This is a genomic window from Variovorax sp. dw_954, from assembly GCF_018449755.1.
GTDB lineage: Bacteria > Pseudomonadota > Gammaproteobacteria > Burkholderiales > Burkholderiaceae_C > Variovorax.
On record NZ_JAAVVD010000034.1, the window covers coordinates 21,437 to 37,797 of the forward strand.

Annotated in this window: 16 protein-coding genes and 1 other RNA gene; 10 read left to right on the forward strand and 7 right to left on the reverse strand. The window is 65.9% G+C overall.

Features of this window, described 5'->3' with window-relative positions; genetic code table 11:
* The first annotated feature begins 4 nt into the window (after nucleotides 1-4).
* From pstB to phoR, 4 genes are read left to right on the forward strand one after another with little or no spacing between them, the layout of a single operon-like run.
* Nucleotides 5-784 (forward strand): phosphate ABC transporter ATP-binding protein PstB, encoded by a 780-nt coding sequence (gene pstB, locus HB681_RS33725; protein ID WP_213959252.1) that lies wholly within the window; start codon nucleotides 5-7, stop codon nucleotides 782-784.
* A gap of 9 nt (nucleotides 785-793) precedes the next feature.
* The gene (gene phoU, locus HB681_RS33730; RefSeq protein WP_213959253.1) at nucleotides 794-1,495 is read left to right on the forward strand and encodes a phosphate signaling complex protein PhoU; all 702 of its coding nucleotides are present in this window, start codon (nucleotides 794-796) and stop codon (nucleotides 1,493-1,495) included.
* Between the two features lie 56 nt (nucleotides 1,496-1,551).
* The gene (gene phoB, locus HB681_RS33735) at nucleotides 1,552-2,244 is read left to right on the forward strand and encodes a phosphate regulon transcriptional regulator PhoB (RefSeq protein ID WP_213959254.1); all 693 of its coding nucleotides are present in this window, start codon (nucleotides 1,552-1,554) and stop codon (nucleotides 2,242-2,244) included.
* 54 nt (nucleotides 2,245-2,298) lie between these two features.
* On the forward strand, nucleotides 2,299-3,633 hold the full coding sequence (gene phoR / locus HB681_RS33740; RefSeq protein WP_213959255.1) for a phosphate regulon sensor histidine kinase PhoR: 1,335 nt from the start codon (nucleotides 2,299-2,301) through the stop codon (nucleotides 3,631-3,633).
* Here the strand turns inward: phoR and HB681_RS33745 are convergent.
* The 3 genes from HB681_RS33745 to HB681_RS33755 form a co-directional block, all read right to left on the reverse strand.
* Complete coding sequence (locus HB681_RS33745) at nucleotides 3,596-4,972, reverse strand: MATE family efflux transporter (RefSeq protein ID WP_345944800.1); 1,377 nt, start codon at nucleotides 4,970-4,972, stop codon at nucleotides 3,596-3,598. The genes phoR and HB681_RS33745 overlap by 38 nt on opposite strands.
* Nucleotides 4,969-6,705: a hypothetical protein gene (locus HB681_RS33750; RefSeq protein WP_213959256.1), complete on the reverse strand. Its 1,737-nt coding sequence runs from the start codon at nucleotides 6,703-6,705 to the stop codon at nucleotides 4,969-4,971. Before HB681_RS33750 ends, HB681_RS33745 begins: the two co-directional genes overlap by 4 nt.
* 79 nt (nucleotides 6,706-6,784) lie before the next feature.
* Nucleotides 6,785-7,051, reverse strand: coding sequence for a type B 50S ribosomal protein L31 (locus tag HB681_RS33755; RefSeq protein WP_213959257.1), 267 nt, complete (start codon nucleotides 7,049-7,051; stop codon nucleotides 6,785-6,787).
* A gap of 114 nt (nucleotides 7,052-7,165) precedes the next feature.
* On the opposite strand from HB681_RS33755, the gene HB681_RS33760 reads away from it, so the two are divergent.
* On the forward strand, nucleotides 7,166-8,224 hold the full coding sequence (locus tag HB681_RS33760; protein ID WP_213959258.1) for an oxidoreductase: 1,059 nt from the start codon (nucleotides 7,166-7,168) through the stop codon (nucleotides 8,222-8,224).
* A gap of 179 nt (nucleotides 8,225-8,403) precedes the next feature.
* Here HB681_RS33760 and rho read toward each other — a convergent pair whose 3' ends face one another.
* Nucleotides 8,404-9,669, reverse strand: a complete 1,266-nt coding sequence (gene rho, locus HB681_RS33765; RefSeq protein ID WP_213959259.1) for a transcription termination factor Rho — start codon at nucleotides 9,667-9,669, stop codon at nucleotides 8,404-8,406.
* A gap of 179 nt (nucleotides 9,670-9,848) precedes the next feature.
* The gene (gene trxA / locus HB681_RS33770; protein ID WP_213959260.1) at nucleotides 9,849-10,181 is read right to left on the reverse strand and encodes a thioredoxin TrxA; all 333 of its coding nucleotides are present in this window, start codon (nucleotides 10,179-10,181) and stop codon (nucleotides 9,849-9,851) included.
* 183 nt (nucleotides 10,182-10,364) lie between these two features.
* Here trxA and HB681_RS33775 point away from each other — a divergent pair, with 183 nt between their 5' ends.
* Nucleotides 10,365-11,606, forward strand: coding sequence for a TIGR03862 family flavoprotein (locus HB681_RS33775; RefSeq protein ID WP_213959261.1), 1,242 nt, complete (start codon nucleotides 10,365-10,367; stop codon nucleotides 11,604-11,606).
* 83 nt (nucleotides 11,607-11,689) lie between these two features.
* Complete coding sequence (locus HB681_RS33780; protein WP_213959262.1) at nucleotides 11,690-12,007, forward strand: hypothetical protein; 318 nt, start codon at nucleotides 11,690-11,692, stop codon at nucleotides 12,005-12,007.
* 1 nt (nucleotide 12,008) lies between these two features.
* On the opposite strand, the gene ffs is transcribed toward HB681_RS33780, so the two are convergent.
* An RNA gene (gene ffs / locus HB681_RS33785) (signal recognition particle sRNA small type) lies at nucleotides 12,009-12,105 on the reverse strand.
* 24 nt (nucleotides 12,106-12,129) lie between these two features.
* Nucleotides 12,130-13,248: a M12 family metallopeptidase gene (locus HB681_RS33790; protein WP_213959263.1), complete on the reverse strand. Its 1,119-nt coding sequence runs from the start codon at nucleotides 13,246-13,248 to the stop codon at nucleotides 12,130-12,132.
* 117 nt (nucleotides 13,249-13,365) lie between these two features.
* On the opposite strand from HB681_RS33790, the gene dnaX reads away from it, so the two are divergent.
* The 3 genes from dnaX (at nucleotide 13,366) to recR (ending at nucleotide 16,197) form a co-directional block, all read left to right on the forward strand.
* The gene (gene dnaX / locus HB681_RS33795; protein ID WP_213959264.1) at nucleotides 13,366-15,171 is read left to right on the forward strand and encodes a DNA polymerase III subunit gamma/tau; all 1,806 of its coding nucleotides are present in this window, start codon (nucleotides 13,366-13,368) and stop codon (nucleotides 15,169-15,171) included.
* 63 nt (nucleotides 15,172-15,234) lie between these two features.
* Entirely contained in the window at nucleotides 15,235-15,567 is a 333-nt protein-coding gene (locus HB681_RS33800; protein WP_213959265.1) for a YbaB/EbfC family nucleoid-associated protein, read from the forward strand.
* A 39-nt stretch (nucleotides 15,568-15,606) separates the two neighbouring features.
* Entirely contained in the window at nucleotides 15,607-16,197 is a 591-nt protein-coding gene (recR, locus tag HB681_RS33805; protein WP_213959266.1) for a recombination mediator RecR, read from the forward strand.
* Nucleotides 16,198-16,361 lie beyond the last annotated feature (164 nt).

Consider the following 16,361-nt stretch of genomic DNA (forward strand, 5'->3'; position numbering starts at 1 on the left):
CAACATGTCCGCCACACTCGCGCAACCCGCGCGCTCCAAGATCTCGGTCAAGGACCTGAACTTCTACTACGGCAAGTTCCACGCGCTCAAGGGCATCAACCTCGAGATCCCGGAGAACAAGGTCACGGCCTTCATCGGCCCGTCGGGCTGCGGCAAGTCGACCTTGCTGCGCACCTTCAACCGCATGTTCGAGCTATACCCCGAGCAGCGCGCCGAAGGCACGATCGCGCTCGACGGCGAGAACCTGCTCACCAGCAAGCAGGACGTGGCGCTGATCCGCGCCAAGGTCGGCATGGTGTTCCAGAAGCCGACGCCATTCCCGATGTCGATCTACGACAACATCGCGTTCGGCGTGAAGCTGTTCGAGAACCTCAGCGCCAGCGACATGGACGACCGCGTCGAGTGGGCCCTGAAGAAGGCCGCGCTCTGGACCGAAGTGCGCGACAAGCTGCAGCAGAGCGGCTCCGGGCTCTCCGGCGGCCAGCAGCAGCGCCTGTGCATCGCACGCGGCATCGCGATCAAGCCCGAAGTGCTGCTGCTCGACGAGCCATGCTCCGCGCTCGACCCGATCTCCACCGCGAAGATCGAGGAACTCATCGCCGAATTGAAGAGCGAATACACGGTGGTCATCGTGACCCATAACATGCAGCAGGCGGCGCGCTGCAGCGACTACACGGCGTACATGTACCTGGGCGACCTGATCGAGTTTGGCGCGACGGAGCAGATGTTCTTCAAGCCGAAGCGCAAGGAAACCGAGGACTACATCACCGGCAGGTTTGGTTAAGGACACCACATGACTGAAAAACATCTCTCCAGCCAGTTCGACAGCGAACTCAACGGCGTCTCGTCGCGCGTGATGGAACTCGGCGGCATGGTCGAGTCGCAGATTCACAAGGCCGTCTACGCGTTGTCGCAGTTCGATGCCGACGCAGCCGACCGTGTGATGGAAACCGAGCACCGCGTCAATGCGATGGAGATGGAGATCGACCGCGACCTGTCGTCCATCATCGCGCGCCGCCAGCCGACCGCGCGCGACCTGCGCCTCTTGATCGCCATCTCCAAGACCACGGCCAACCTCGAGCGCGTCGGCGACGAGGCCAACAAGATCGCGCGCATGGTCAAGTCGATCATCGAGAGCGGTTCCGCCCGCACGCTGCCGTCGACCGAGATCCGCATCGCGGCCGACCTGGCCTCGGGCCTGCTGCGCAAGGCGCTCGATGCCTTCGCGCGGCTCGACACCGCGGCGGCCCTGTCGATCCTCAAGGAAGACGACCTGATCGACCAGGAGTTCGACGGCTTCGTGCGCAAGCTGGTCACCTACATGATGGAAGACCCGCGCACCATCTCCGCAAGCCTCGACCTGCTGTTCCTGGCCAAGGCCATCGAGCGCATCGGCGACCATGCCAAGAACATTGCCGAATTCATCATCTACATCGTCAAGGGCGAGGATGTGCGGCACACTTCGATGGAAGAGATCGAGTCGGCATTGCAGTGAATACGGCACCGGACTTTGCGTCCGGTACCCGTTCCCGATCTCATGACCCCAAATACATGAAGAAGCCCAAAGTCCTCATCGTCGAAGACGAGTCCTCGATCGCCGAACTGATCGCCGTCAACCTGCGTCACAACGGCTTCGAGCCGCTGTGGGCGGAAGACGGCGTGGCGGCGCAGCGCGAGATCGACGCGGGCCTGCCCGACCTGATCCTGCTCGACTGGATGCTGCCCGGCCAGAGCGGCCTGGTGCTGGCGCGCCAATGGCGCAAGGACCCGCGCACCAAGGCCATCCCGATCCTCATGCTCACCGCGCGCGGCGACGAGCCTGACAAGGTGGCCGGCCTCGACGCCGGCGCCGACGACTACATCACCAAGCCCTTCTCGACGCAGGAGATGCTCGCGCGCATTCGCGCCGTGCTGCGCCGCCGCGCGCCGGAAACCGTGACCGAGCGCGTCGAGATCGGCGACCTCGTGCTCGACACTTCCACGCACCGCGTGACCTGGCAGACGCAGTCGCTCAAGGTCGGGCCCACCGAGTTCAAGCTGCTGGCCTACCTCATGCAGCATGCGGAGCGCGTGCACAGCCGCTCGCAACTGCTCGACAAGGTCTGGGGCGACCACGTCTACATCGAGGAACGTACGGTCGACGTGCACGTCAAGCGCCTGCGCGAATCGCTTGGCGCCGCTGCGGCCATGGTCGAGACCGTGCGAGGTGCGGGCTATCGCCTGACGACCCAGATCACTGCCTGACCGCCCGCGGTGATACAGCCTTCCCGCGCAGCCTGGCGCGGATAATCTCCCGACATGCCCTTCCGAATTGCTACGTTCCTGATAGCGTCCGCCCTGGGGGCTGCGATCGCTGGGGGGCTGTTCGGATGGCCGCTCGCATGGGTCGGCGCATGGCTCGGGTCCTTGCTGTGGCTCGTGCTCGACGCATGGCGCGCGGCCCGGCTGCTGGGCCTGTTGCGCAACGATGTGGCCAACCTGCCTTCGCGCGGGCCGGGTGTCTGGGGCGAGTTGTCGGAGCGCATCCGCAAGCTGCTGCGCGAGCGTGAAAAGCAGACGCAGCAAGCCGAGGAGCGCCTGCAGGAATTCCTCGCGGCCATCCAGGCGTCGCCCAATGGCGTGGTGCTGCTCGACGAGCAGGGCCGCATCGAATGGTGCAACCAGACGGCAGCGGCGCAGTTCGGCATCGACGCCGAGCGCGACCTGCTGCAGCACCTGGCCAACCTGGTGCGCGACCCGGCCTTCGTGGCCTACCTGGCATCGTGGAACTACAGCCGGCAGGTGCTGATCGACGCGCCCGCGCGTACGGTCATGCGGGGCGGCCATCCGTTGCGGCTCTCGGTGCAGGTGCATCCTTATGCGGGCAATCGCCGCATGCTGCTGACCCGCGACATCACCGCGCTGGAGCAGGCCGAGACCATGCGGCGCGATTTCGTCGCCAACGTCTCGCACGAGATCCGCACGCCGCTCACCGTGTTGGCGGGCTTCGTCGAAACGCTGCAGAACCTGCCACTCGACGCCGAGGAGCGCGCGCGCTACCTGCGGCTGATGGGCCAGCAATCGCAGCGCATGGAAATGCTGGTCAACGACCTGCTGACCCTGTCCAAGCTCGAAGGCAGCGCGGCGCCGCCGTCGAGCCAGTGGACACGCGTGCGGGCGCTGCTGGCGCAATGCGAGGACGAGGCGCGGGGCCTGTCCGGCAGGCTGGTGCCGCAGGGCCACAAGCTGAGCTTCGCGATCGAGGCGGATTCCGAGATTTCCGGCGCATCGACTGAGCTGCAAAGCGCCATGTCCAACCTGCTGAGCAACGCGATCCGCTATACGCCCGGCGGTGGCGAGATTGCGGTGACCTGGCAGGTGCTTCCGGACGGCCGTGGTGAATACGCCGTGCGCGACAGCGGGCCGGGCATCGAGCCCGAGCACGTCCCGAGGCTCACCGAGCGCTTCTACCGCGTCGACCGCAGCCGCTCGCGCGAGACCGGCGGCACCGGGCTGGGGCTGGCCATCGTCAAGCACATCGCGCAGCGCCACGGCGCCGAACTGCGCATCGACAGCAAACCCGGGCAAGGCTCGCGTTTTGCGCTGCTGTTCTCGCCTACGCGGGTGCGGGCTGCGCGCGCCGTCGCGGCTTGATCGTTCGCCACAGCAGCGCGGCGAACAGCAAGGCGGTGAGCCACAGCGCCGCCGCGCTCATCAACCAGTACGCCAGCGGCGATTGCATGGCCTCCCACGGACCCAGTCCCCGGTAGGCCAGCAGGTAGCTGCCGCCCAGCCCCACGCCCCACAGCAGCGCGCAGTAGATGACGAGCGGCGCGACGGTCACGCGATAGCAGCGCAACACGTACACGCACATGGTCTGCACCGCGTCCGCCATGTGATAGGCCGAGGCCGCGCACAGCAGCACGGCGGCCAGCGCCGCGACTCGCGTGTCGCCCGAATAGACGCCGGCCAGCCAGCCGCGCAGCAGCACCATGAGTGCGCCCAGCGCCAGTGCCATGCCGATCATCAATTCAAAGCCCTTGCGGCACGCGCGCCGCGCCAGCAGCGGCTCGCCGGCGCCGAGCCAGAAGCTCACGCGCGCACTGGTCGCGATGGAAAGCGACATCGGCACCATGTAGGCCACGCCCACGAGGTTCGATGCGATCTGGTGCGCCGCGGCAGCCGCCGTGCCCAGCCGGGCGATGAACAGCGCCATCAGCGTGTACGACGTGATTTCCACCAGCACCGCCAGCCCGGCCGGTCCGCCAAGCCGGAGGAACTGGCCCAACTGTTGCCAGTCCGGTGTCTCCAGCCGCTGCCAGAAGTTGTACCTGCGGTAGAAGCTGGCATTCCTCAGCAGCCACATCGCGCACAGCAGCATGCTCCAGTTCACGATCAGCGTGGCCCATCCGCAGCCGACCAGCCCCAGCGCCGGCATGCCCGCGCCACCGAAGCAGAGCCACACCGACAGCGGCACCTTCAGCGCCAACGAAGCCGCTTGCAGCCAAGTCACCAGTTGTGGTTTGCCCAGGCTCTGGTTCAGCGTGCCGAACAAGCGGAACAGCAAGGCCGGCGGCAAGCCGAATGCGAGCACGAACAGGTACCGGCCCACCTCGTGCTGCATGGCGTCGGGCACGCCCGTCCATCGCATCAGCGCGTCCGGATTCAGCATGATCGCCATGCCCAGCACCATCGCCAGGCCGCAGAGATAGAGCGATTGCCGCACCGACCGGCCGACCTCCGCCGTGCGCTGTCCGCCATGCAACTCGGCCCACACCGGCAGCAGCGCCTGCAGCACGCCCATGAGCGACACATACACGCTGATGAAGATGGCCGAGCCGACCGCGAGCGCCGCCAGCGCACCCTCCGCATAGCGGCCCGCGACGATGGTGTCGCACACGCCAAAGGCCATCACCGCCAGTTGCCCGACCAGAACCGTGCCGGCATGGCGCGCGATCACGCGCCGTTCGCTGTTCCGTGCGCCCGCGGTCACGGCGCGATGCGCTGGTAGAGCAGCAGGTCGTCCGTATCGCTGGCGGGGCGGCGCAGCGTCCCGTCGAAGCGCCACAGGTTCAGGTCGATGACGTTGTGCAACCGGGCGATCACGTCCGGGTTGACCAGCAGCCAGCGGCAATCCTGGGCGCCGGTGAGCGGGCGCAATTCGAAGTGGCCATGGTGCAGCAGCGCCGCCAGCTGCGCGCGCTGCAGGCCCAGCTCCGAGATGCAGGGCGTGTTGCCGACCCGTTGCGAGATCATCTGCACCTGCGGCGCATAGCTGCGCGCGTAGTCGAGCACCGGCAGCCAGAGCGTCATGACCAGCATCCAGCACAGCGCGGTGCCGCCGGCCGGCAGCACCAGCGTCTTCCACAGCGCCGCCCGATGGCGCCCGGTGCGCCAGCGCACCAGCCAGAACCAGGCCACCGTAGCCGCCAGCGCGAATGCGAAGGCCGTGGCGGAAAAGCTGGGCACGAAGCCAGGTGCAAGCCGCGCGACGTTGGCGGCCGGCTTGGGCGGTATCCCGGTCTGCAGCGAGATCCAGTAGAGCCAGATGAAGATCGCCGACGTGGTGAAGGTAAGCAGCGTCAGCCAGTCCAGCAGCGCCGCCACGCTGCGGCGAAAGGTCGGCAGTGCAAAGGCCGCCAGCGTGGCGAATGCCGGCAAGGACAGCAGCAGCGAGCGCTCCGAGAAATCGGTGGTGATCGTGGCGGCCAGCGGCACCAGCACGAACCACAGGGGAAGGATCACATGGCGTGCCGTAAGTTGCCGGCGCCAGCGCCAAAGCGTCCAGGCGGCCAGCGGCCACGCCGGCCAGGGAAACCACAGCAGCAGCTTCACCAGGCTTCGAATGTCCTTGACCAGCGAGGCCTCACCGGCGCCCGGCAGCACGACATGCCAGCGAAACAGCCCGTAGGACACGGCAAGCCCGACGCCGACCGCCCCGACCACGATCACCGCCAGCAGCGCATAGAGCGGGTAGGGGCGGCCTGCGTCTTCCCGATCGCCTTCATCGCTCGCCAGGCCTTGCTTGCGATCCCTCGCCAGGAAAACGATGCAGCCCACGCAGAGCATGAGCGCCAGTGCCGGCGCACCACTGAGCGACAGGCCGATGCCACCCAGGGCCAGCGCGGCCAGCGCACCGGCTGGGCGGTATGGCAGGGCGGCCACGCCGTAGAACAGGCTGGCTGTGAAGAAGAGCTGTGCCAGCGCTGGCGTGGTCTCGTGGCCGAGTTGCAGCAGTCCCAGCGTGGCCAGCAGCGCGAGCAGTGCGCCGTCGGCAATGGCGCGGGCATAGTCCGTGGGCCGGGCCTCCCCGCCGAAGGCAAAGGCCACGGGCTGGGCGGCCGGCGTTCGGGCGAGGTAGTAGACGGCGTACCAGGTTGCGGTGAAGGTGCCCCAGAGCATCAGGGCGAATGCAAAGCGCACTGCCAGGTCGGGATTGATCCACGCCGGCGCGAGCTTGATCGCCCAGGCGCCGATCCAATAGGGCAGCAGGGCGGGTGTTTCGGGCCGCAGGCCGAACAGCAGCGGATCGAACCAGCGCGCCACACCCTCGGTGCTGCGCGCCAGTTCCGTCATGTAGCCGAATGCCGCGACGTCCGCGCTCTTCCACGGCCCGCGGCCGACCAGCCCCGGCATCAGGTAGGCGGCGCACAGCAATATCAGCGCGACCCGCGGCAAGCGGCGCACTGCGGCCTGGGCAACGATGGCGGGCGTCGGCTGGCTCAACGGACGGGCGTGAAAGGTGCTTGAAACGAAAAAAAAGGCAGCGCGGTAAACCGGGCTGCCTGGACCTGGAGCGGCAAGCTTACTTGGAAGCGGCGCCGGTGGTCTTGCCGAAGCGGTTGCGGAACTTCTCGACGCGACCGCCCATGTTGTCCACCGACTTCTGCGTGCCGGTGTAGAACGGGTGCGATTCGCTGGTGGTGTCCAGCTTGAACAGCGGCAGTTCGCGGCCGTCGTCGGTCTTGCCCATTTCCTTGGTGTTCGCACACGAACGGGTCACGAACTTGAAGCCGTTCGACATGTCGACGAACAGCACTTCGCGGTAATTGGGGTGGATGCCTGCTTTCATGGTCTTTCCTTTGGGTCGATGCGAGAGCCACGCCGAGCGAAATCCCGGCCGCACTTTTCGCGGAGCCTTCGATTATCGCATACTGGCGCATTTGCAGGCAAACACCGCCACTTCATGACCACCAGAACACTGCGCGCCGGCCTCGTCGGCTACGGATTTGCAGGCCAGACCTTTCATGCGCCAGTGCTGTCCGCCGTGCCCGGCCTGGCGCTGGGCGCCATCATGAGTTCGCAGGCAGCAAAGGCGCTGGCCGACTGGCCCGGCGCCGTCGTCGTTCCCGACATGCCTGCCATGCTGGCACTCCCCGACATCGACCTGATCGTCGTCGCGACGCCCAACGAGGCCCATTTCCCCGTCGCGAAAGCCGCGCTGGAGGCCGGCAAACACGTGGTGGTGGACAAGCCCTTCACGCTGGACGCGGCGCAGGCGCGCGTGTTGGCGGACCTGGCCCGGCAACAGGGCAGGGTGCTCGCGGTCTACCAGAACCGGCGTTTCGACGCCGATTTCCTGACACTGCGCGACGTCATCGCCAGCGGCAAGCTCGGCCGCCCGGTGTATTTCGAATCGCACTTCGACCGGTTTCGCCCGGAGGTCCGGCAGCGCTGGCGCGAGCAAGACGTGCCCGGCGCAGGCCTCTGGGTGGACCTGGGCGCGCATCTGGTTGACCAGGCGATACAACTGTTTGGCAAGCCGGACACCCTTCAGCTCGACACCGCCGCGCTGCGGGACGGAGCCCGTGTCAACGACCATTTCCACGCGCTGCTGCGCTACGAAACCGGCCCGCACGCTCCGCTGCGCGTGGTGTTGCACGCGAGTACGCTGGCCGCGCATGCCGCCCCGCGCTACATCCTGCATGGCACCCGCGGCAGCTATGTGAAGCAAGGCGTCGACGTGCAGGAAGACGCGCTGAAGGCCGGCGAACGCCCGGGCGGCGAGGGCTGGGGAATCGACCCGCTGGTAGGAGAACTCAAGGTGCACGCGGTGGGCGACTGGGTGCAGACCATCGAGTGGCCCAATCGCCGCGGCAACTATGTGGATTACTACGCCGCCGTGCGTGACGCGATCCTCGGCGTGGGCCCGAATCCAGTGCCACCGGAGCAGGCCGTCGCGCTGATGGAGTTGCTGGACCTCGGGGCCCGCAGCGCCAGGGAAGGCCGCGCGCTCGCGCCATGAAAAAAGCGCGTTGCCTTTGAGGGGCAACGCGCTTTTTGCGGTGACCGACAACGGACGCAGAAGGGGTGAAGATTTCGTAGCGAGGGCGCCGAGGTCGGGTTGAGCAGCGCAGCCGTACTTGGGTACGGCGAGCAGCGCAGACCCGAGATCGGCGGCCGCAGTAGAAAGATTCGCTCCTTCTAGCCGCCGCGACGCATCATGTCGAAGAACTCGACGTTGGTCTTGGTCGCCTTCATGTTCTTGAGCATCAGTTCCATCGACTCGATCTCGTCCATGTTGTACATGAGCTGGCGCAGGATGCGGGTCTTCTGCAGGATCTCGGGTGCGAGCAGCAGTTCCTCGCGGCGCGTGCCGCTGCGGTTGAGCTGGATCGACGGGAACACGCGCTTCTCATAGAGGCGGCGGTCCAGGTGGATTTCACTGTTGCCGGTGCCCTTGAATTCTTCAAAGATCACTTCGTCCATGCGGCTGCCGGTATCGACCAGCGCGGTGCCGATGATGGTCAGCGAGCCGCCTTCTTCCACGTTGCGCGCGGCGCCCAGGAAGCGCTTCGGACGCTGCAATGCATTGGAGTCCACGCCACCTGTCAGCACCTTGCCCGACGAGGGCACGACGTTGTTGTAGGCGCGCGCGAGGCGGGTGATCGAGTCCAGCAGGATCACCACGTCCTTCTTCAGTTCGACCAGGCGCTTGGCGCGTTCGATCACCATCTCGGCGACGTGCACATGACGCGCGGCAGGCTCGTCGAAGGTCGAGGCGATGACCTCGCCCTTCACCGTGCGCTGCATTTCGGTCACTTCTTCGGGCCGCTCGTCGACGAGCAGGACCATCATGTGAACGTCGGGGTAGTTGGCGCTGATCGCGTGGGCGATGTGCTGCATCATCACCGTCTTGCCGCTCTTGGGCGGCGCCACGAGCAGGGCGCGCTGGCCCTTGCCGATGGGGGCGATGATGTCGATGATGCGGCCGGTGATGTTCTCGTCGCTCTTGACGCCGTCGCGTTCCAGCTTCATCTGTTCCTTGGGGAACAGCGGCGTCAGGTTCTCGAACATCACCTTGTGCTTGTTCTGCTCGGGCGCGCCGTCGTTGACCTTGTCGAGCTTGGTCAGCGCGAAGTAGCGCTCGCCGTCCTTGGGCGTGCGGACTTCGCCTTCCACCATGTCGCCGGTGTGCAGGTTGAAGCGGCGCACCTGGCTCGGGCTGATGTAGATGTCGTCGGTGCTGGCCGTGAAGCTGGTGTCGGGGCTGCGCAGGAAACCGAAACCGTCCGGCAGGATCTCGAGAACGCCGTCGGCGAAGACCTGTTCGCCGGCCTTCGCGCGCTTCTTGATGATGGCGAACATCAATTCCTGCTTGCGCATGCGGCCGGTGTTTTCGATCTCAAGCGCTTCGGCCTGCTTGAGGACTTCAGACACGTGGAGTGCCTTGAGTTCGTTTAAGTGCATTGAATGACCCCTCTGCGGGGTAGCAACTGAAATACGGGGGGAGGTTTGAAATGTGAGGCGAGAGGTGCCTCACAAACCGGGGAACTCGAACCGGGGCGCTTGTGGCGTGCCGGTGATCTGCTGCCGATTATGCAGCAAATCCGGAGGGCTACGCCTTGCGCGTAGTCCTCCGTATTGGATCAGGCGAGCTGTTGGTCGATGAAGGCGGTCAACTGTGCCTTGCTCATGGCGCCTACCTTGGTGGCAGCCAATTGCCCGTCCTTGAACAACATCAGCGTGGGAATGCCGCGGATGCCGAACTTGGCGGGGATGTCGCGGTTCTCATCGACGTTCATCTTGGCGACCTGGAGCTTGCCTTCATAGGTGCTCGAGACCTCGTCGAGGATTGGCGCGATCATCTTGCACGGGCCGCACCATTCGGCCCAGTAGTCGACCAGCACTGGCTTGCCGGCCTGCAGGACGTCGGCTTCGAAAGAGGAATCGGAGATGTGTTTGATGAGGTCGCTTGCCATGTCTTGTCCTTTGGGTGCGGTGAGCAGTAGTGCCGCTAAAGTGCGGGTCATTGTGACAGAAACCAAGATATGCCGTGCCGAGGGCGCGGGCTATCGTGGCCATAGTTTTCCCCCTGACAACCCATTGGAAATCCGGCCAGCATGGCCGGGCGTGCACGCAGGTTGTCGCACCCATCGAATCGAATGAACCAGAAGAAGACCCTTGCCGTTGTCGGAGGCGGCCCCGCGGGCCTGATGGCCGCTGAAGTGCTGAGCGCGGCCGGCGTGCAAGTCCACCTGTACGACGCCATGCCCTCGGTGGGCCGCAAGTTCCTGCTGGCCGGGCGTGGCGGGCTCAATCTCACGCACTCGGAGCCATTCGACGTTTTTGCGAGCCGCTTCGGCGATCGCCAGGCGCAGGTGCAGCCGATGCTCGAGGCCTTCGGGCCGCGGCAGATGCAGGACTGGGCGCACGGCCTCGGCATCGAGACCTTCGTCGGCAGCTCCGGCCGGGTGTTCCCCAAGGACATGAAGGCCGCACCGCTGTTGCGCGTGTGGCTGCATCGCTTGCGCGCGGCAGGCGTCCAGTTCCACATGCGCCATCGTTGGCTGGGATGGGAAAACGACCAGGCACCGGCGACCGCATTGCGCTTCGGCGCATTGCAGGGCGAGCAGCAAGCCAGGCCCGATGCGGTGGTGCTTGCGTTGGGCGGGGCGAGTTGGTCGCGGCTCGGTTCCGACGGCGCCTGGTGGCCGTGGCTCCACGCGCGGCAGGTTGCGCTAGCGCCCCTGCAGCCTGCCAACTGCGGCTTCGACGTGGGTTGGAGCGAGCACTTCGCGAGCCGCTTTGCGGGCCATCCATTCAAGTCTGTGGCCTTGTCTTTCACCGACAGGCAGGGCCGTTCGTTTGCGCGCAAGGGCGAGTTCGTCGCGACCGCTACCGGTATCGAAGGCAGTCTGGTGTATGCGGCCGCGGCGCTCTTGCGCGACGAGATCAATGCGTCTGGTGGCGAGGGCGCGACCTGTCATATCGACCTGCTGCCGGATCGCACTGCCGCGCAGGTAGCGGCGGCGGTCAACCACCCACGCGGCGCCCGGTCGCTGTCCAGCCATCTGAAGAGCCGGCTCGGCCTGGATGGCATCAAGTCAGGCCTGTTGCACGAGCAACTCAGCCGCGAGGACATGCACCAGTCCCAGCGCCTGGCCGAGGCGATCAAGGCGCTGCCACTGCGAGTGCGCGCCGCACGCCCCGTCGACGAGGCCATCAGCACGGCAGGCGGCGTGCGATTCGATGCGCTTGACGCGAACCTGATGGTGACGGCGCTGCCGGGCGTTTTCTGCGCCGGCGAGATGCTGGACTGGGAGGCGCCGACGGGCGGTTATCTGCTGACGCTCAGCATGGCCAGCGGTGCGGCCGCTGCGCATTCGGCCTTGCGATGGGTGTAATGCATCACAAATGATTACCTTTGGCTGATATGCAATCCCGGAGGCCGGCGACGACAATCTCCTGAGATATTCAGGGGGTGCCGATGAGGCCAAAAGTAGAGATCGAGAAGATCCGCGAGAGCTATTTCAACTACAGCGTCAGCACCGAAGGCGGCAATGCGATCTACGCCCGCGACGGGCTTTATTCCATTGCCGAGTGCATCCACGATGCGGCCACCGCGCTGGGCCACAACTTTCCATTCACCACGCTCGGCTACGAAGGCTTCGTGCTGGGCGAGTTCTCGGTGGCGATGATGGAGCACTCCGCCAAGATGCTGGAACGATGGCTGGAGGCGCTGTTGATCGGGCTTGCGTCGAATGGCCCGTTGGGCGATGACTGCCTCTGGCAGCCATCGAAATGAGGTTGACGAGCCTTACCCCCGGCACTGACTCCACAGTTAGGGCTGCTTGGTTCCCCACCTGACCCGGTTGGCCGCTTCACCATGCGGGGAGGCCCGTCAGACGTTATTGTAGATGACGGTTTTCACCAGACCATCAATGAGGTTTCCAGCGCTGCGTCCGCGTAGTAGAGCCGCACGCCGGCCTGGTACTTGCGGCCCTTCTGCAGGCGCATCTGCACATGCGCATTCAGGTCGGTGCCGCTGTCGTCGTTGCCGGCGATCTGCACGTTGCCCGTGGGCGTGACCTCGAACAGCACCAGCACCGTGTCCGAGGTGCCGAAGGTGCCGACGTCGTAGGTGCGGGTGCGGGTGGGCGCGAACTCGAACACGCGCGTCTCGCCGGCCTTGAGTTTCAGCAACTGCGACAAGCCCACCTTGAGTTGCGGCACTGCCGGCGCTTTCACGCCCGGATAGGACTGCGCCACCCAGCTCTTGTCGGCCGGCGAGAGTCCGCCTTTGGGCATCAGGCCACTCGAATACTTCGCCGGCGCCTGGATCAGCCCGGCCTCGAATTGATATTCCATGACCGAATCGGGGTCCCAGGTGGTGCCCTTGACTTCGGCCACGGGAATCTTGCGCAGGATGTTCCAGTCGATCTGGTCGTCGGGCCAGGAGTTGGGCGGCCCCCGGAAGTAGTCCAGCACGGCCTGACGGTTCCAGGTGATGCCGGCGTTCGGGTTCTGGTGTTCATGCTCGAGGCCCAGCGTGTGGCCGATCTCGTGCAGCGCGGTGTCGCCGCCGTAGGGCGTCGTCAGTGGCCAGCCGTAGTTGAGGGTCCGCTCGGCCGGGTCGCGCGTGTTGAGCACGTCGCGGCCCACGTACGACCACGAGCCATCGTTCTGGTCGAAGCCGATGCGGACCATGGCGTCGCCTGGATGGTCGACCTTCTTGAAGGTGATGCCAATGCCCAGCTTGGCCCAGGTCGCGAAGGCGTTGTCGACCGCCGCGATGTCGCTGGCGACACCGAACCAGGCCGACGGCACCGCATCGCCCTTGCGGAAGCAGTAGTAGGTGATCGTGGTGCCGTTCACCCATTTCTTGCTCGCGCTCAATATGGCAAAGGCGCGGCCGGCTGGAACGCTGCTGTCGAAGGTGCGCGGGGTCTGGACGGGTTGTGCGCAGTAGCGCAGCCGGCTCGACTTTTCTGCTGCCGCGGACTTGGCAGCTTTCGCGCTGCGCTTGGTGCTGGGGGCATCGGCCATGACGTGTCTCCTCCTTTGGTGAGTCTTCATGCTAGTGACTCGGATTGGGGTTTACAACTGCATAACGACATACCTCCCGCGCCATAGAGGGATGGGACCGGCCCCTAAAATGCGCCGATGTCCTATCTCGTGCTCGCCCGCAAATACCGTCCTCGGAACTTCGAGGAGATGGTGGGGCAGGAGCATGTCGTGCAAGCCCTGTCGAATGCGCTGACCACCCAGCGCCTGCATCACGCCTACCTGTTCACCGGCACGCGCGGCGTTGGCAAGACCACCGTGTCGCGCATCCTGGCCAAGTCGCTCAACTGCCAGGGACCGGACGGGCAGGGCGGCATCACGGCCACGCCCTGCGGTGTGTGCCAGGCCTGCAGGGATATCGACTCCGGCCGCTTCGTGGACTACACCGAGCTCGACGCGGCCTCCAACCGCGGTGTCGACGAAGTGCAGTCGCTGCTGGAGCAGGCGGTCTACAAGCCGGTGCAGGGGCGCTTCAAGGTCTTCATGATCGACGAAGTGCACATGCTCACCAACACCGCGTTCAACGCGATGCTGAAGACGCTGGAGGAGCCGCCCGAATACCTCAAGTTCGTGCTGGCCACCACCGATCCGCAAAAGGTGCCGGTCACGGTGCTGTCGCGCTGCCTGCAGTTCAACCTGCGGCCGATGGCGCCGGAGACTGTGCTCGAACATCTGACGCAGGTGCTGCAGACCGAACAGGTGCCGGCCGAAGTGCAGGCGCTTCGCCTGCTGGCGCGCGCCGCCCGGGGCTCGATGCGCGATGCGCTTTCACTGACCGACCAGGCCATCGCGTTTGGCAACGGCACGCTGGTCGAGGCGGGTGTGCGGCAGATGCTCGGGACGGTCGATCGCGGGCATGTGTTCCGGCTCATCGATGCACTCGCGGCGGGGGATGGCAAGACGGTGGTCGAGACCTCGGAGACGTTGCGGCGCGATGGTCTCTCCGCCGCTTCGACGCTCGAGGAGATGACCACCGTTTTGCAGGCCATGGCTGTATTGCAGGCCGTGCCCGCACGCGCAGACCTGGCCGGCGGCACCGACCCGGATGCTGCGGAGACCGCGCGCCTGGCAGCGTCCATGCCGCCCGATGAAACCCAGTTGCTCTACAGCCTGTGCCTGCACGGCCGGGGCGAGCTGGGCCTGGCGCCGGACGAGTACGCCGCGCTCACGATGGTGTTGCTCCGCTTGCTGGCATTCAAGCCATCCGGGGAAAAAAAAACTCTGAATGAGCCGGTTCGGCCGGCCTTGCCGGCGGAGCGGACTGTCGCCGTGGCCCCGCAGGCAGCCGAGTCCGTTGCGCCGCCGGTTGTGGCTGCGACTGCCCCGGTCATCCAGCCCCCGCCAGGTCATCGCCTCCCGGTCGTCGAGCCGCCCGCGCTCGCGCAGCCGAGGCCGAGCGCAGCGACCATGGAAGCCGCACGCGCCGGGCCGGGCGTTGTTGCCATGCAGGTCCGTGTCCAGCCGCCCCCCGGCGCGCGCGACATGGCAAGCGACAAGGCTGCGGGCACGCCGCTGGTGACCAGCGAGGACGGCGACTTCTGGCACGACACGGTCATGCAACTGGTTGTGGCCGAGACCATCGGCGCGCTCACGCGCGAACTGGCGTTGCAGTCGCAGCTGGTGGCGCGCGACGTGGACCAATGGCTGCTGCGTGTGGAGCGCGAGTCGCTCAACCAGGCCGCCAGCCGGGAGAAGCTTCAGGTGGCGCTGGCAACGCTCGGGCATGGCGTCAGGCTCGCCGTGGAGGTCGGCAACGTGGTCGACAGCCCGGCGCGCCGCAACAGGCTGGCCGCCGAAGCACGACAGCGGGCGGCGGAAGAGGCCATCCGCAACGACCCGCTCGTGCAGAGCATGATGCGCGACTTCGATGCCCGCATCGTGCCGGGGACGCTTCGTCCGGCGTGAGGCCGCGCGCCGCGCGGCGGTTTAGCATTCACCCCAATTTTTCAACTATCCAGGATCAAACCCATGTTCAACAAAGGACAACTTGCCGGCCTGATGAAGCAGGCCCAGGCGATGCAGGAGAACCTCAAGAAGGCGCAGGAGGAACTGGCCACCATCGAGGTCGAAGGCGAGTCCGGCGCGGGCCTCGTGAAGGTCGTGATGACCTGCAAGCACGACGTCAAGCGCATCACGATCGACCCCAGCCTGCTGGCCGATGACAAGGACATGCTCGAAGACCTCGTGGCCGCCGCCTTCAATGCCGCGGTGCGCAAGGCCGAGGAAACCAGCGAGCAGAAGATGGGCAAGCTGTCCGCAGGCATGCCGGGGCTGCCGCCCGGCATGAAGCTGCCTTTCTGAGGATGCTGCGCGCGTCCAGGCTTGCGCAAGTGCAGGCCCATGGCTGATTCCAGTTCGCTCGACGCGCTGATCGAGGCATTGCGCCGCCTCCCGGGCGTGGGCGTCAAGTCTGCCTCGCGCATGGCGTTCCACCTGTTGCAGCATGACCGCGAAGGCACGCAGTTGCTTGCGCGCGCACTGCAACAGGCGGCCAACCAGGTGCGGCACTGCGACCGCTGCAACACCTTCACGGAGGCGGATATCTGCAATGTCTGCAGCGATCCGAGGCGGGACGCCAGCAAGCTGTGCGTGGTGGAGACGCCGGCCGACCAGGCCGCGCTCGAGCGCACCGGCGCGTTTCGCGGCTACTACTTCGTGTTGATGGGCAAGCTGAGCCCCCTTGACGGCATCGGCCCAAAGGACATCGGCCTGCAGAAGCTGTTCGACCGCGCGCTGGATGGGCATGTGGTCGAGGTGATCCTTGCCACCAATTTCACCGCCGAGGGCGAGGCCACTGCCCACGTGATCGGCGAGGCCTTGCGCCAGCGCGGCCTCACGGTCACGCGATTGGCGCGCGGCGTACCGGCCGGCAGCGAACTCGAATACGTCGATCTCGGGACGATCGCGCACGCCTTGGTCGATCGGCGCTGACGAACGGCGCGGCGGCGTATTTTCTGAACGGCCCGTGGATTTTCTTCCTCGTTTCAGAGGACTTCATTCTTACGTGGAAACCCGCACGGGATGTCCCCAATGCAGTGGGGGATGGCGCTCCCTAAGCTCTGTTCAACTTCACACAGAACCGGCGGCTCTTCGCG

Bases quoted from the DNA above. Each gene is read 5' to 3' on its own strand.
- HB681_RS33790 (WP_213959263.1), bottom strand. From the start codon at position 13,248: ATGGCCGATGCCCCCAGCACCAAGCGCAGCGCGAAAGCTGCCAAGTCC.
- trxA (WP_213959260.1), bottom strand. From the start codon at position 10,181: ATGGCAAGCGACCTCATCAAACACATCTCCGATTCCTCTTTCGAAGCC.
- HB681_RS33760 (WP_213959258.1), top strand. From the start codon at position 7,166: ATGACCACCAGAACACTGCGCGCCGGCCTCGTCGGCTACGGATTTGCA.
- phoR (WP_213959255.1), top strand. From the start codon at position 2,299: ATGCCCTTCCGAATTGCTACGTTCCTGATAGCGTCCGCCCTGGGGGCT.
- rho (WP_213959259.1), bottom strand. From the start codon at position 9,669: ATGCACTTAAACGAACTCAAGGCACTCCACGTGTCTGAAGTCCTCAAG.
- phoB (WP_213959254.1), top strand. From the start codon at position 1,552: ATGAAGAAGCCCAAAGTCCTCATCGTCGAAGACGAGTCCTCGATCGCC.
- recR (WP_213959266.1), top strand. From the start codon at position 15,607: ATGGCTGATTCCAGTTCGCTCGACGCGCTGATCGAGGCATTGCGCCGC.
- phoU (WP_213959253.1), top strand. From the start codon at position 794: ATGACTGAAAAACATCTCTCCAGCCAGTTCGACAGCGAACTCAACGGC.
- HB681_RS33755 (WP_213959257.1), bottom strand. From the start codon at position 7,051: ATGAAAGCAGGCATCCACCCCAATTACCGCGAAGTGCTGTTCGTCGAC.
- HB681_RS33780 (WP_213959262.1), top strand. From the start codon at position 11,690: ATGAGGCCAAAAGTAGAGATCGAGAAGATCCGCGAGAGCTATTTCAAC.
- HB681_RS33775 (WP_213959261.1), top strand. From the start codon at position 10,365: ATGAACCAGAAGAAGACCCTTGCCGTTGTCGGAGGCGGCCCCGCGGGC.
- dnaX (WP_213959264.1), top strand. From the start codon at position 13,366: ATGTCCTATCTCGTGCTCGCCCGCAAATACCGTCCTCGGAACTTCGAG.
- pstB (WP_213959252.1), top strand. From the start codon at position 5: ATGTCCGCCACACTCGCGCAACCCGCGCGCTCCAAGATCTCGGTCAAG.
- HB681_RS33800 (WP_213959265.1), top strand. From the start codon at position 15,235: ATGTTCAACAAAGGACAACTTGCCGGCCTGATGAAGCAGGCCCAGGCG.